The sequence below is a fragment of the Saprospiraceae bacterium genome, from assembly GCA_016709995.1.
Lineage (GTDB): Bacteria > Bacteroidota > Bacteroidia > Chitinophagales > Saprospiraceae > JADJLQ01.
In genome coordinates, this window is the sequence record JADJLQ010000002.1 from 910,825 (window position 1) to 926,890 (window position 16,066).

The 16,066-nt window shown below is 43.2% G+C and carries 8 protein-coding genes and 1 pseudogene; all 9 read right to left on the bottom strand.

What is annotated here, in order from left to right:
* Window positions 1-24 precede the first annotated feature (24 nt).
* The gene (locus tag IPJ09_18065; GenBank protein ID MBK7373303.1) at window positions 25-2,001 is read right to left on the bottom strand and encodes a beta galactosidase jelly roll domain-containing protein; all 1,977 of its coding nucleotides are present in this window, start codon (window positions 1,999-2,001) and stop codon (window positions 25-27) included.
* Window positions 1,964-3,889 (bottom strand): esterase, encoded by a 1,926-nt coding sequence (locus tag IPJ09_18070; GenBank protein MBK7373304.1) that lies wholly within the window; start codon window positions 3,887-3,889, stop codon window positions 1,964-1,966. The genes IPJ09_18065 and IPJ09_18070 overlap by 38 nt, the downstream gene beginning before the upstream one ends.
* A 75-nt stretch (window positions 3,890-3,964) precedes the next feature.
* A complete protein-coding gene (locus tag IPJ09_18075) occupies window positions 3,965-5,089 on the bottom strand; it encodes an esterase (protein MBK7373305.1) in 1,125 nt (374 codons plus the stop codon).
* Window positions 5,090-5,136: 47 nt separating this feature from the next.
* Window positions 5,137-6,219 (bottom strand): esterase, encoded by a 1,083-nt coding sequence (locus IPJ09_18080; GenBank protein ID MBK7373306.1) that lies wholly within the window; start codon window positions 6,217-6,219, stop codon window positions 5,137-5,139.
* A 4-nt stretch (window positions 6,220-6,223) separates the two neighbouring features.
* Complete coding sequence (locus IPJ09_18085; GenBank protein ID MBK7373307.1) at window positions 6,224-7,378, bottom strand: esterase; 1,155 nt, start codon at window positions 7,376-7,378, stop codon at window positions 6,224-6,226.
* 103 nt (window positions 7,379-7,481) lie between these two features.
* The gene (locus tag IPJ09_18090) at window positions 7,482-9,545 is read right to left on the bottom strand and encodes an alpha-L-fucosidase (protein MBK7373308.1); all 2,064 of its coding nucleotides are present in this window, start codon (window positions 9,543-9,545) and stop codon (window positions 7,482-7,484) included.
* A gap of 348 nt (window positions 9,546-9,893) precedes the next feature.
* Window positions 9,894-11,479, bottom strand: a pseudogene (locus tag IPJ09_18095) (glycoside hydrolase 43 family protein).
* A gap of 2 nt (window positions 11,480-11,481) precedes the next feature.
* Window positions 11,482-13,419 carry an alpha-N-arabinofuranosidase gene (locus tag IPJ09_18100; GenBank protein MBK7373309.1) on the bottom strand — a complete coding sequence of 646 codons (1,938 nt, stop codon included), beginning with the start codon at window positions 13,417-13,419 and terminating at the stop codon, window positions 11,482-11,484.
* Between the two features lie 38 nt (window positions 13,420-13,457).
* A complete protein-coding gene (locus IPJ09_18105; GenBank protein MBK7373310.1) occupies window positions 13,458-15,914 on the bottom strand; it encodes a glycoside hydrolase family 95 protein in 2,457 nt (818 codons plus the stop codon).
* Between the last annotated feature and the right edge of the window lie 152 nt (window positions 15,915-16,066).

Genomic DNA, 16,066 nt, shown 5'->3' on the forward strand with positions numbered 1-16,066 from the left:
TCACCCATCAAATCAATGTAATGATCAAAACTTGTCTGTTCTAAACGGTCTCGCCGGTAACCCTTCCTTATTGTATAGGTTGGCACCTTCCGGATCGTCGGCCCATGCATACCGCACGGCAACAGGGTGATCTATGTGATCGCTCCAGACCACTATTTTGTTGTTTTTAATTACTGCCTTTGCCCATTGAAATTTTTTATCTTTCCCGGCGATTGAAAAGTAGTTTAAGTTCGTATCACCTTTGCTGTACATACCGCTGCCAATATGATCAAACGATAGGATGACCTGCTTTCCCTTAATTTTCATGCATTTATAGGTAGGACCTGAATAAACGATTTTTTTATCACCATAAACAAAGTGTTGTGCGACCAAAGCCAGCCGGATACCCACATCTTTTTTATTGATCGGATGAATATCATTCCATTCGCCAATGTCTATGGTTACGGCCATTCCGGTATTCGGCACAGAGAGGGCATTGGTTTGAGATTCTCTGAACGAAGCCCAACCACCCTCTGAGGGTTCTTTTTGGGGCTCATTAAAGTTAGGCAGTTGTACCCAGAGAAAGGGAAAATCGCCTATATTCCATTTTTCCCGCCAACATTGGATCAAGGCCGGAAATAAGGTATTGTGTTCAAGATGCCTCCCAACATTTGCCTCACCCTGGTACCAAAGTACGCCCTTGATGACATACGGCAAGATGGGCGCAATCATACCTTTGTACAATCCAGTAGGTTTCCATTGGATAAAAGTAGGGCCTTGCAGTGGCGGCATCTCACTGCCCAATCGATATTTCCACATGCCGCTCAAGTCTATCTTATTAGTACCATCGACGATAGTATATTCTTTATCAGGAACAAAACCTCCTTTGCCCGCCGGGCTCACAATGCGCACGGCGATCAGATTTTTGCCTGTTTTAAGTAAACCAGCTGGAATCGTATAAGATCTCGGAATATATTGAGTAAACATGGCTCCTACAAAAACTCCATTGATAAAGACGGAGTCAGCATCTACTATATTGCCAAATGGTAATCTGACAGTCTTACCAATCATGCTGGAAGGGACTTCAAAAAATTTGCGATACCATACAGATCCATTGATGGGGCCAAGTTTGTCTTTAGTCCAAAACCCGGGAATCATCATTTCCTCCCAGCTGCTATCATCATAATCAGGCTTTGTCCAGGAACCCAATGGATCCTGATATCCCGCATCTGAGGTCCTTAGTTTGCTGTACCAGTCTGCAGCCCGATTCCGGTCGTCAGATATGACCTTAGCTACATAGAGGCTATCTTTAAATTTTAACCCGTCTTCATACAAATTAGCAAAAGGTTTTAAGGCTTCTTCGCTCATCCAGGATTCAGCCCGCGAGCCACCCAATGTAGCATTAATGATCCCGATGGGTATTTTATAACGCTGATAAAGTTCTCTAGCAAAATAATAAGCTACTGCGGAAAACCGGAGAATACTCTGAGGGTCTGCAGCTTGCCAGGAACCGCTCACCAGGTCTTTTTGTTCCTTGTCAAAAAAATACTTTTTGGGTACATCGAACTGCCGGATAAATTTGTTTTCTGATTGTGCTATATCATCTCCGTATTTGGAGGTCAGACTTCTCATGGAAAGCTCCATATTTGATTGCCCGGAGCAAACCCACACATCACCTACCAGGACATCATGTACCGTCAAAGTATTGGTGCCGGCAATCACTATATCGTAGGGGCCTCCTGCTTTTTGCTTGGGCAAATGGATATTCCAGGTGCCGTTTTCAGCTGTAATAGTGTGCCGGACTTCCTTTTGAAACTGGAGGGTAATTTTTTCACCGGGTAGTGCCCATCCCCAAATACGGAGATCAGCCTCCCGCTGCAAAACCATACCATCACTGATCAGCTTTGGCAACCGGATCTGGCTGGCACCGATGATGTAGGCCAGCAGAAGGCTACCTATGAGCAATACCTTTCTACACACGTGACTACTTGAATAAAGTTTGAGAGAACATGTAAAGATCATGACGCCATACTGGCCAGGCATGACCTCCAGGGTATTCGCTGTATACGTACTTAATGCCGATTTCGTCAAATTTGCTCATCATCATTTTGCAGTTTGCATGTGCGATATCTTCCTTACCTCCCATCGAGATCCAGAATGTTTTGAGCCGTTCGTTAATCATACTTGCATTTTGTTTCATATAGTCATACTGCGGTTCCGACAAAGTTGGATTATTGGCAAACCAACCGGAGCTGAATACGCCGAGGTATGCAAATTGGTCAATATTTTTTAAGCCAGCATATAAAGTTTGCAAGCCTCCCAGAGATAGACCCGCCAGTGCCCTATCAGATGCATTTGTCTTTACCCTGAAAGTATTTTCCACAAACGGGATAGCTCCGTTTTTTAATTCATTTTCAAACGCTCTCAATTGATTTTCGCCAAATCCGGCTATACCGCCCGGACCACCCATATTGCCATCCAGCATGGCAACCAGCATTGGTTTGGCTTTAAGGTCGGCAATAAGATTGTCAAGGATAAGATCCGTCTTACCCTGGGTGGCCCAACCCCTTTGGTCCTCACCGCCACCATGCAAAATATATAATACAGGATACTTATCGTTGGATTGATCATAGCCCGGAGGCGTGTACACGTACATTTCGCGCCAGGTATTGGATGCTTTTGAAAAATATTTTTTAAGCCGGAGATCCCCATGAGGTACGTTTTTGAGTGCATAAAAATCACCCTCTTTATCCGGGATCTCTATTCCACTGGCCATCCGCCCCATGCCATAATATGATTCACTGGCAGGATCCGCTACGGCGAGCCCGTCTATCAGCAATGAATAATAATGAAACCCTCTTGTGATCACCTCAGTCGTTACATTCCAATATCCGCTGGTGTCTTTAATCAGGTCATATTTTTTGCCCAAATCAATTTGAACTTTTTGTGCATCCGGCGCTTTCAGTTTGAAGACTACCCGGTTATCCGGTAGAATCTGGGGGAATTTGGCATTGCGTACATTAGAAGTGGCAGGAGATCCTAAGACGGTATAGGATGTAAAGGAAGTTGCATCCACAGGCTTAAACAAAAACTGTGAAAACATATACAGACCGTTTTTCCAAACTTTAAAATCGTGTACGCCGGGTTCGAGATAATAGACATGAGGCACATCGTGCTGAAATAAATAATCATGGGTGCGTTTGCTAAAAGACAATAGTCCATCACTGTCTCCACAAGAGATCCAAAGTAATTTGAGTTTAGTTTTGGCTGCTTCAGGATCAGGTACCAATTCCTGTGGAAGCTTGGTATTGGGAGCAGATGAAAATCCACCAACCCAGGAGAATTTATCCAAATGGCCTAATCCGAAATTTAAAGACTGACCTCCTCCCATAGACAAGCCGGCGATGGCGCGATGGTCTTTGTCCGTAAGCGTAGGATAGGTCTTTTCAATAAAAGGGATGAGATCATTCAGCAGATCGTTTTCAAACCTGGCAAAAGCTTCTACTTTATCCTTGTCAAAAATATTACCTACTGCCCGGTCATCTTTCATCGCGCGACCATTGGGCATGACTACGAGCATGGGTTCTATTTTTGATTCCGCATACAGATTATCCAATATCACTTGTGGATTAGCACCCTTCAACCATTCTTTCTCGTCACCGCCTATGCCGTGCAACAGGTAGAAGACAGGATACTTGTTTTTTTTGTCGTAACCAGGCGGTGTATAGAGTAGTGCTTTACGCATTGTCCCGACCGTTTTTGATTCATAGGTGATGGTATCTATTTTGCCTTTGGCTATTCCCGGGCGGACCTGGTCAAAACCAATCGGAGCTTCTTTTAGAGTTGGTTGGGCAAAGAAAACAAGCTTGCTTCCAATGAGCAGGAAACAAATTGAAATTATTTTTTTCACAATATTTTATTTAATTAATTATTTCCGAATAGAAAGTTGGGTACAAAAATTGTTTGAGTAAAATACCAATCACAACTAATTATTTTTAAACAATAGCGGAGCTAACTCTTTAAGACTACGACGCCATGTTTGAAATTCGTGCCCGGTTTTATCCGATACATAAGAGACGGCATTGATATCAGCCTCTTTTAGTTTTGCAACGGCATCCAAGACCCTTTCCGGTCTTTCACGGGAGCCACAGCTTAGAAATATTAGCTTTGCTTTTGACTTGTCTTTGATTTCCTCCGGTGTATACAGGCCTCCGCTTAACAAACCATAATATGAAAATACTTCTGGTTGGTTAAGTGTAATGGTATGCGTTTCCATTCCGCCCATGGAGAGTCCAGCCATCGCGCGATGTGAAGATTGCGCCACGGTGCGAAAATTGGCATCAATATAAGGAACCAGTTCGTCGACAAGCACTGTTTGAAACGGCTCTATTTTAAAATCTCTCAATCCACCAAATTTGACCTCATTGGTCATACCATAAGTCATGACGATGATAAACGGTTCGATCTTGCCTTCGGCAATCAAATTGTCCATGATCAGGTTAGCGTGGCCCTGATTGCTCCATGCAGTCTCATCTTCCCCCCATCCATGCTGCAGGTATAATACCGGATATCTCATAGTAAGTTTTTTATCATATCCCGGTGGTGTATAGACAAAAGCGCGTCGCGAAGTATTGGTGCTGGGCGATAAGAATAATACCTGCTGCACGTTGCCATGAGGAACAGATTTGAGTGCATAAAAGTCCTGGTCATGGGCTGGAATTTCGATCCCACTTTCCCAACGGGTAGAACCAAAGAAATTCATTGCGCCAGGATCATTAAATTTCCCGCCATCAATCTTGACATTGTAATAATGAAAGCCTTCGTCCAGGGGACCTTCGGTGGTACCCATCCAGGTTCCGTCTTCGGCTTTTTCCAGTTTGGTTCCCCCGCGTCCACCCAGGCCCAGACTCACTCGTACACTATCTGCTGCAGGGGCTATTATTTTAAATCGGGCATACCCTTGTGAATTTACCTGGGGATATTCCTGTCCCGGCTGATTCAAAGAAGAAGGTTTAAAGTCTTCAATAACAGGTGGTAAAGTAGATTGTGCCAGGCTGATATCACAGCATACCATGCTTAAAAAAGCAAACAATAAAGTTTTGATATTCATTTTTAAAAATTTAAGTTTATAAATCATTCATTTTTCATTCATGTTTATTATTTAAAGAGCACCTGTAAAGTTTTAGCCAAGTATAACTTACAATTCATCCAGGTATGTCCGCCAGGCACGATCAGTGGCTCTACTTTAATCTTCTTCTGGTCAAACATTGCGAGATTTTGTTTGACGCTTTCGTATAGAAAATCTTCAGTGCCTACGCTGATGGTAAATAATTTTAATTGTTGGTTGATCTTGTCCGCATCCGGAGTCCATTCAGTGAAATTCTTCTTAAACTCATCAGTAGCTGTGTAAGGCGCATAGGAACAGATATAGGAGAATTTATCTGTATTGGTCAATCCGATATTCAATGTCTGACCACCTCCAACTGAAAATCCTGCCACTGCGCGGTGATGGCTATCAGCTTGCACCGGATAGTTTAATTCTACAAAGGGAATAATATCATTGATCACATCTTTGGTGAAATCCGCCATAGGTGCCGGACGCACATTACCATAAGGCATCACGATGATCATAGGTACGGCTTTGCCCTGTGCGATTAAATTATCTGATATCAGATGGGCTTTGCCGACTTTGGTCCAGGTCTCTTCGGTATCTGATCCCCCGTGTATCAGATATAGAACCGGATATTTGGTTTTACCGGAAGCATCAAAATTGGGTGGCGTATATATCAGCAATTGGCGGGTGAGACCCAAGGTCGTTGATGGATAATATGTATACTGGATTTTGCCATGCGGTACCTGCTGCAGGGAGTGGATGAGTGGTAGGTCACCTTTCACCTCAACGATGCTGCGTTTAAATCTTTCATTGGCGAAAACATAGGTATTGTTTGGATCAGCCACGAGTACACTATCCACCCAAAATGCATAAGGATAAATGTCTGGTATTACAGGAGGCACGGTTACACTCCATATACCGGAGGTGTCTTTGACGAGCGGTAATGGGGCACGCAAAAACTCACCTGAAAGGGTAACTTTTTGTGCGTTTTTTGAAAAATAGCGGAAGGTGATACTGTTGTCCGGATGTACATCGGGCGAGCTGATAGCAGGTGGTCGCTGAGCCTGGATACCTCCAGCAATAAATAGAATTACTATACAAGTATATAAAAAGCGGTGGATCTTCATGGTTCTATTGTTTAAAAAGTAGGGGAAGGGTTTCGGTGAGATACTTTTTGACATTCATCCAGGTGTGACCCCCGTCGCTGATATATTTTTTATACTGGACTTTGTTCGCAGTGAGGTAATCCATAAAGTCGGTGGCTCCTTTGTACAAAAAGTCTTCAGTGCCCACGCTCAACCACAGTAGTTTAAGTTGTTTGTTGGTCTTATCCGGATTGTGAACGATTTGGCTGTACGATTTTTCCATTTCTTCACTGGATAGATAAGAACTATAACTGCATATCCAGGCAAACTTATCCAGGTTGCCAAATCCGGCGCGCAGGGTCTGTCCTCCTCCCCTGGAAAATCCACCGACAGCCCTGCTCTGACGGTTGCTGATGGTTTGATAATTACTGTCAGTATAAGGAATTACCCGGCTGATCAAATCTGTTTCAAACGCTTTTGCGCGGGTTATAGCTTCATCACTTTCTCGGTTGACCGGATCCGCTAATTTTGATCCTCCGGATTGCTCTGCTATCCTCGCCATCGTGTTGCCATAAGGCATGACGATGATCATTGGTTTTGCCTTGCCTTCGGCAATCAAATTGTCCATGATCAGATTAGTTTTGCCTACTTTAAAAAAAGTCTCTTCGGTATCAGTAGTACCACTGATCAGATAATAGACAGGATATTTTATGGTTGGATTTATCCCGTAACCGGGCGGTGTATAGACCACCAGGGATCCGGTAGATCCTTCTAACGATACATAATAATCATAGGTAATCGTGCCATGAGGTACATCCTGCAAGGCGTGGATCAAAGGTGTATCACCTGGAATGTCCACGAGACTTGCTTTAAATCTTTCATTAGGAAAAAAGGCTACATTGGCCGGATCCATGACGGTCACGCCATCGACACGAAAACTGTATGGATAGATATCCGGTGAGATCGGCCCTACAGTTACGCTCCAGATGCCTAGTGAGTCTTTGACCATCGGTACAGGGGCTTTTTCAAACTGGGCACTCAGCGTTACTTCTTTTGCACCCGGAGCCAGGTAACGAAAGGTGACCATATTGTCTTTATTGATTTGCGGAGATACAATGAAAGGCCCTCTGGGTGGCTGAGCCATTATTAATTGATTGAACCCCAGGAAAACGAAAATTAATATCAATATTTGTTTTGTCATACCGAAGAAGGAATTTGAGAATAATAAAATTTTCCTAAATTAATGAAATTAAAGAGATAATATCAGGATATCTATGGAGTGGGGTAAGTGTCATGATACCATATTAATTAGTGACAACATCAATTTCAGCATACCCTGCTGCAGCGCCTTCCTGCAAAGTTTTTATTGCTCTGAATTTGATATAGCGGGTTTTTATAGTCTCCATTGCAATCGTTTGCCAGGTGGGATTGTTTTTGATATTTGCAAACTCTCCCTCGTGTACCATTTTCCAATCAATTAAATTATCTGAAACAAAAATTTGATATTGAGAAATTATACTGGCTTCTGCCCACCAGTTTTGATCTGGGAGGTACTTGAATCCGGTCAGAGTTTCAGATTTACCCAAATCAATAATTAAATCGGCAGGCAATTTATTGTTTCTGCTTTGATGCCAGTTGGTAAGAACATTTCCATCCAAAATATTATAAACGTTTTTTTCTTCAATACCTATGATCTTCCAGTTTTTCCTGGATATGTCAAACCTTTCTTCAGCGGGGAGACTGCTTTTATTGATCCAGAGATTGTACGAGATGGCTCTAACCTCCACCTTTCCGTCCGGCGTAGCGATCGAGTCAACATATTTATTTGATTGATTTGAGGGAACTTCACCATCCAGGGTGTAATAAATTTCGGATTCCGGGTCACTCGGGGTCATATGAAGATACCCTCCTTGATCACGAATGATTTCTGGTGGAGAGAGAATTTGCGGGGCATTATATATTTCAATATTGGAAATCAAAGGGCAACATTTGGAGTCTTTTATATGTAATCTAAGCTGACTGGTCACGACCGTTGGAAACCTCAGGATACGTTTGTAACCTATAGTAGTCGCCTCGGCAATTTTATGCCACTGACCATCTGTCCATGCTTCCAACTCAAATGATTTGACCCTTTGACCCAAGCGAATAAATTCCTGAATCAGAAAGCGATTGAACGAGGTAGGTCGATCAAAATATATGTCCATAGAAGCTTCTTTGATTTCATTATTGGTCGTCCAGTAAGTATCCGGGTTGTCATCAAAAGCTTTGCTTTCATTATAATCACTATTTTGGTTCCGCACTTGAGTAGCAACCGCTTTACTATTTTTAGCGAGATTGGTCTGGAATGCCTGCTTCCTTGCATTGGAAAATTCCAAGGCAGCTTGTTCATCTTTTTCATTTATTAATCCATTGGGCATGACCGGAAAGTTGAGCAATAGGGTGCCGTTTCTGCCGATAGAATTATAATAAATGTCCATGAGCTGAGGCAATGTCTTGATTTTTTTATCTTCTTTTGGGTGATAAAACCATTCAGGACGAATGGAGGTATTTACTTCACCTGGCACCCAGTCCGTACCATTTTCTACTCCATGTCGCAACATTTGCTCAGGCACATCTCCCGTACCGTAAAGTGTACTCCAGTTGGTCTCACCAACATACCCTGCTTCAGTTCCTACCCATCGCAAGTCTGCACGGTCTCCCCCATCGTTCCAGATTACAATATTGGGTTGTAATGCTCGCACCAGTTTATAGGTATTTTGCCAGTCATAGTAGGTTTTTGGATCAATTTTTCTTGTCTCGTTTGCTCCCCCATAATAACCAGACCCGCCATTAGCGCCATCAAACCATATTTCAAAAATCTCTCCGTAGTTAGTCAAAAGCTCACGGAGCTGATTGCGGAAATATTGAATGTATTCCGGTTTTCCATATTCGGCATGGTTTCTATCCCAGGGAGAAAGGTATATTCCAAACTTCAGTCCGTATTCTTTGCAGGCATCTGCCAATTCTCTGACTATATCTGCCTGGCCATTGCGCCAAGGTATGTTTTTAACTGAATAGTCTGTAAATTTTGAAGGCCAAAGGCAAAAACCACTGTGGTGTTTGGCAGTGAAGATAATCCCTTTCATTCCTGCCATCTTGCAGATTCGTGCCCATTGTCTGCAATCTAAGTGCGCTGGATTAAATAGTTTGGGGTCTTCATTGCCAAAACCCCAGGCAACATCGGTATAAGTATTGATGGAATAATGTATAAATGCATAATATTCCATTTGTTGCCAGCGCCATTGAATGAGACTGGGGACAGGACCACAAACTGCTGGCTCATCAGGATATGACGATCTATGGGCAGAGACTGCCCCAGACTGGCCCATTAGTGCCCCCGAGAAAAAAATAAGAGTGAATAAGAAGTATGCAGAATGTTTCATTTTTTTCATTTCGTACAAAAAAACAAATTTAATCACAAGAATCATCTTTTATCTGACCAGTGCAGCAAATCATTGCGAGATGATCTTTACTTTTATTTGTGTAAAAGAATGAGGCAGGAAGGTATAACTAAACCCGTTCCCTTGGTATCCACTTCGTTTTTTACCGGCAAATATTGACCCTGCTTGTCGAAATTTTAATCTTCATTTAAATCTCCACCGATGATGCCAGAATCTGCTTTACCGGAAAAGACCCCGCATTAGTAATATTGTAAAAATTAAAAAAAAGCACTTCATTTATTTAGCCACCGATTCCTTCGTCAGATTGTTTTTGTTTTCTATCCGGAACCAATCAAAATCGGCATAGCCACCAATGTTTTTTGTGGCATAATTAAAAAGTCCAAAACGGTAACCCATAAAATGAGGAAGTGTATAGGACATCTTCAATTCTCCACCAATAGGCAACCATGATTTACCATCCAGGCTATAGAAAAATCTTGCCAGGTCAGTCTTGTCTCTAAAATCACAATTGATTTTGAAGTAAACAGTTGATTGGGATATTGGGATATGTTGTACTTCTACGAGGCTGCCACCGGCTGCGCTGACCATGACGATTGATTTTAGACCCTGCTCTATCTTCACCCCGACTAATCCGTAAATTTTCTGCAACAGACTCAAACCTGCAAAATCCCCTCCTGCAGATTACTCACATCAATCGATATTGATCCGGAGCATTGCGGACCAATAGTTCGTTGAGTAAGTGTGTTTCTGGCCTGGACAAAAGAGGTATCGATTCGCCCGGTCTTGAGACGAAGAAAACCTTTGCGTTCGTTGACGGACCACAAACTGTTGTCAGGATTGTGATTCCATTGCCAAACCAACGGAAGTGCAGGACTGTTTTTTTTGCGCTTAAAATCATCCGAGGTCACCAGGTTTGGAATCAAGCCTTTATTTACTGGTAAATTCAGTGATTCGGGCACTTTATCATTGATCCCTAATACAGGCCAGCCATCTTCCCAGGTGACAGGAACCAAATAGGGTATACGACCTACTGCACCATAATCCCGGAACAGGTAAGCAAACCATTTTCCATCTGGGGTATTGACCATTCCGCCCTGTGCGATGCCCCGATCTTGCAAGGCAATTCTACCTTCCCATGGGCCGGCGATTTGATCAGCCCGATGAATCAATACGGTACGCATCCCGTCTTTTGGCCATACGATATTAAAAAGATAATACCGGCCGTTGACTTTAAATAATTGCGAACCTTCTGCCTTTAATCCAATATTTTCTCCAGCCGGAGCACTGGCATTTTCCAGAATAACTTGTTCTTTGCTTCCCGCTCGGACACCATTCAGTTCATCATTGAGAGCCACCAGCCTCAGCTTACCTACACCATAGATCAGGTACGCCTTACCATCGTCATCAAAAAACAAGGTGTGGTCATGGTAGGCAGGCTTAAATGAAGACATCTGCCAGTGACCTTGATCGATATCTTTTGTTCTGAAGATATAAGTCTTACCGGTGGTCTGAGCAAATGTGGTTACGTAGTAAACACCCGCATGATATTGCAAACTACTGGCCCATGATCCTCTGCCGTAGGCACTCTTGCCATTCGTAAGATTGAGCTCATCGATATTGGCCAGGGTGTCATAGGCATAATTGATCAGTTTCCAATTGACCAGATCAGTAGATTTCATGATAGGCAGGCCAGGGCTCATATGCATGGTCGTGCTACTCATATAATAGTTTTTGCCCACCCGAATCATGGACATGTCCGGTACATCAGCAAAGATCAGAGGGTTTTGGGCAGATTTATTTTGAGCAAAAACTGCAGATGGAAGCGTGATTACGATCAAGTAGGTCAAAAAAATAGTCTTCATATTCATCTGCGCTGACTTTGGATGCGTATGCAGTTAAGCGACATGGGTGGAGTAGTATACTCAATAACACTACCTATCAAAAGATCAGTAGTTTTTGGGACTATATTATTCGGGCTTTCCAGCGTATTTTCTTCCATTCCACCTCCAGCAAGCACAGTAAGACTAGCGGTAGGATTAAGATATTGAAAAGCGGCCAGGTTGATTTGGAAATGTCCTTCAATATCTCCGGTGTTGACCAATTTTAATATGAGATCACCACTTCGTGAATCCTGCACCGCAGAAGCGGAAAGTGCCGTATCCGATTTATTTTTTGAAATGATGTTTTCTATATAAGCGTCACCCCGGTTGACAGAAAAAATTTGTTGTACATAATAATTGGGAGTCAGGCAGATACGGCTATTATCAAAAAATATCATGTCCGTCCTCCATTGAGTATAATCCTTTTTGGCAAACATAGGAGCATAAGATGCCATCCTGACGATATCTCCGTTGCGCTCCAACCCAATCATATAAGCAGCTTCGGTGATCGCATTGATTAATTTATTACCCCAGGAAGCATACTCCCCTAAATAAACTATCGATTTATTTCTGTCATAAGTATCATATCGGTTGAGATTTGCTTTAAACCAATCCGGTTGTTTGTAATAATGTTCGTCTATTACCGGAAGATTAATGCTGGATGCAAGCTTCCAGCCTTTATCGAAATCATCTCCATCTTCGCCGGGCCCCGCCGTACCAATGACTGTGATCTCCGGATGTTTGACTTTTAAAGCACTATAGATCTTTTGGAACCTCTCTTCAAATTCAGGGGTAATTTTTTCTTCATTTCCAATGCCTACATACTCCAGATTAAATGGTGCAGGATGTCCGGCGGCGGCCCGATAGGTACCCCAGGTCGTTTCAACGGATCCATTAGCCCATTCGACCAGGTCTAACACCTCTTGCACATAGTCATCCATCTCTTCCTGTGGGAGTGCCATTTGGCCGGTGCCCCCTATGCGCCAGGTGCCACCCGAATTTTGACAACTCACCCCTGCCGGAAGTACAGGGACAGGTTTGGCGCCAAGATCCTCACATAATTGAAAATATTCATAAAATCCAAGGCCACCGGTTTGATGGTATCCCCAGATATTTTTTTGTTCGAGCCTCGTTTCAATCGGCCCGATTGTGTTTTTCCATCGATACATATTGCCCACTCCATCTCCGTGAACTAAGCAGCCTCCGGGAAACCGCATAAATCCGGGCTTCATGTCAGCAAGTGCCTGAGCCAGATCTGCCCGCATACCATTGGGGCGTTTGTTAAAGGTTTGTTCAGGGAAAAGAGAAATTACATCCAATGCCAGCTTACCTTCGGATACGGCCACGATCACCAGGGAGGTGCTGTCACAGTTTTTAGATGGAGAGAGCATAAGGTTTTGCTTTTGCCAGTCTTTGGAGTCAACCGTCACCTCCCGCCAGTCCAGGATGGCACCTTTTTTGTCTTGAAGTTTTATTTTTAAAGTAACTGGATTTGTAGAAAGCTGGCGCGTAAACATGCTGAAATTATATTGTTCGCCGGCCGTAACGACCATATTGGCATATCCCGCATTTTTAATTCCAAGGCCTTCAAACCCGATATGTTCTGCGGTCAATACCAGGTAGTGTGGATTATTTGGATGAATGGGTTGCTGAGTTTCCACCGATAAGGACCCATAAGAAAAACCCGGGGTGAGATATTCCCAGGCAGTGAGGGAATGCCAGTCTTTACGATCTGTAGGACTGTATTCAAAGGATCGGTTTTGTATCATTTCGGCATACAGTCCGCCATCAGCGGCGTAATTGATATCTTCAAAAAAGAGTCCGAATAAATGAGGGCTGATTTTTTTAGAAATTGGGTGGGTAGGAGTTGATTTTTTCTTCTGCGCTGACAACGGCGTTGGCGTGGTCAATCCAAGTACCATTTTCAGTAAAATACAATATTTAAAAAAAGTCATCTTGTTCATGATAAAGATAATAATATAAGTACTTGTTTCTTCTTTGTAGGAATATCATATAAATAGGTTGGTTTCAAATCAAGCTGCCGGATAGATGATTGCGGCGATATGATGGGGGTGGGAATGTCTTCCGTTTGAAAATAAGGATTGCTATTATCTGCTGTGGCTGGTTTCAAACCGGTACCGTTGCTCCACCTCATTTCGTTGGGTAATCTCAATCTTAGATTGCCTCCGAGACCAGACCTTACAACCAATTTTGCCAATTTTCCATCCTGCCATTGCATATCCACTATTTCAAAGCCTCCCCAGGTTTTCAATCCACGGATGCTGCCTGAGGGCCAAACATCTGGAAGTGCCGGCAAAAGGTGGACAGCTCCATCCGCACTTTGCATTAACATTTCTGTAATTCCGGAGGTACATCCAAAATTGCCATCAATCTGGAAGGGTGGATGGGCATCAAAAAGGTTGTTATAAGTACCACCGCTGCCACGATCATTGCCCACAGGAGTCAATTGATTCTGTATTAGTTTATAGGCATGGTTGCCATCTTGTAACCTAGCCCACCAATTTACTTTCCAACCCATACTCCATCCTGTCGATACATCGCCACGCTGGATAAGGGTGTTTTTAGCAGCAGCAAATAGATCAGGTGTTCGATACGCTGAAATTTGATTGGAAGGATAAAGGCCATACAAATGGGAAATGTGCCGGTGATGATCATTGGGGTCATCTATATCATCCAGCCATTCCTGCAATTGATTATAACGACCTATATGCATCGGTGCTAATGCAGCCCGCTTTGCTTTGAGTGAATCCATCAATAACGGATCTTTATGCAATATTGCAGCAGCTTGAATAGCCGTGCTGAATACATCGAATACGATTTGATTGTCCATGGTGACACCTGCATCCAGCGATGAACCACCATGAGCTGCAGGTGCATTTTCCGGAGAATTGCCCGGACTCACTACCATCCAACGGTAAGTGGGATGTTCTACTAAAAAGTCCAGATAAAATAATGCAGCGCCTTTTAGTGCAGGATATACAGAGGCTAAAAAAGTTTTGTCGCCTGTATACAGATAATGCTCCCATAAATGCTGACTTACCCAGCCCCCTCCGGCGGTCCACATGCCCCAAAATGCCCCGTCAATGGCGCCGGTGACCCGCCAAATATCCGTATTGTGATGTGCCATCCAACCCCTTGCTCCATACATATCCCTGGCCGTTTGTTGGCCGGTGATAGACAAGTCTTTTACCATATCTAAGAAAGGCTGATGGAGCTCTGAAAGATTGGTTTTTTCGGCAGGCCAATAGTTCATCTCGGCATTGATATTGATCGTGTATTTACTGTCCCAGGGAGGATTGATCCGATGATTCCAAAGTCCCTGCAAATTGGCAGGCTGGCCTCCCGGCTTTGAAGAAGATATCAGCAAGTATCGTCCATATTGGTAATACAACGATACCAATGCAGGATCGTTGGTTTGGTTGAAATTTCTTAATCTTTCGTCCGTGGGCAAATTCGCTGCCTGCGTAGTTCCAAGATCTAATTGCACCCGATCAAAGTAATGTTGATAGGCAGCTATATGTGCACTTTTAAGTCGTGAATACGATGGTCGAAAGGCTTTGTTTAGGTACTCCGAAGCCCGGCTGGTTTCATCACCCTGGAGATCGTGGTAATTATTAAAATTGGTAGCTATTGAAATATATAAGGTTGCAGCAGTAGCATTTTGAACAATTAGAGATGTATCCGTAGAGGTGATGGATCCTCCGTCCAATTTGATTCGTGTCATTCCTTTAAATCTAACCATGCCTTTGACGCCTTCATGATCACTCGTCGTACCGGATAGAATCAGGTCATGCGCCGGGGTGACCAGGATGTTTTTAATCAATTGGGGCGAAGTGTAGAAGGCACTAAAAGTAAGTTTGCCTAAGGCATTGGCTGATAAGTGGATTACAATTACATTGTCAGCCAGGGATGCAAAAGCGTCCCTAGTATAGGTGACCTCACCTACTTTGTACGAAATTTTGGAGATAGCTTGCTTCAGATCAAGTTCCCTCCTATAATTACTAAAGTCTTCGTGGCCATCAAACTTTAAGTGAAGATTGCCGAACGGTTCAAATTTTTGTCCATGCGATTTTTTGGATATGATCGTCTGACCGGCTAACATTTCCGCTTCTTTGTGTTTGCCTTCGAATATTAATCTCCTGATCTCAGGCAGTGCTGCCAGTGCTGCCGGATTGTCATTACGATTGGGACTGCCGCTCCATACAGTGTGTTCATTGAGTTGCATGATTTCCTCCGCTACATTCCCATATATCATAGCTCCAAGGCGGCCGTTACCGATCGGGAGCGCATTTTCCCATGTTGCCCCGGATGGTTGGGTATACCAAAGCTTAAGTTCAGATTGTGCATATCCATTAATTAAAAAAAGACTCATCCAAAGACACAAATAGTTTTTCATAGCAGAAAAATAGATGAAATATTTAACCTTAAATAAATCGGGCTCATTTTGGTCATGCAGATGCAGACACTTTGCTATTTTTTCGACCGCGCTATGACCGCTATAGTGACCTACTCATCATTTTCCTTCCAGCATATTGTTCGATCACTAAC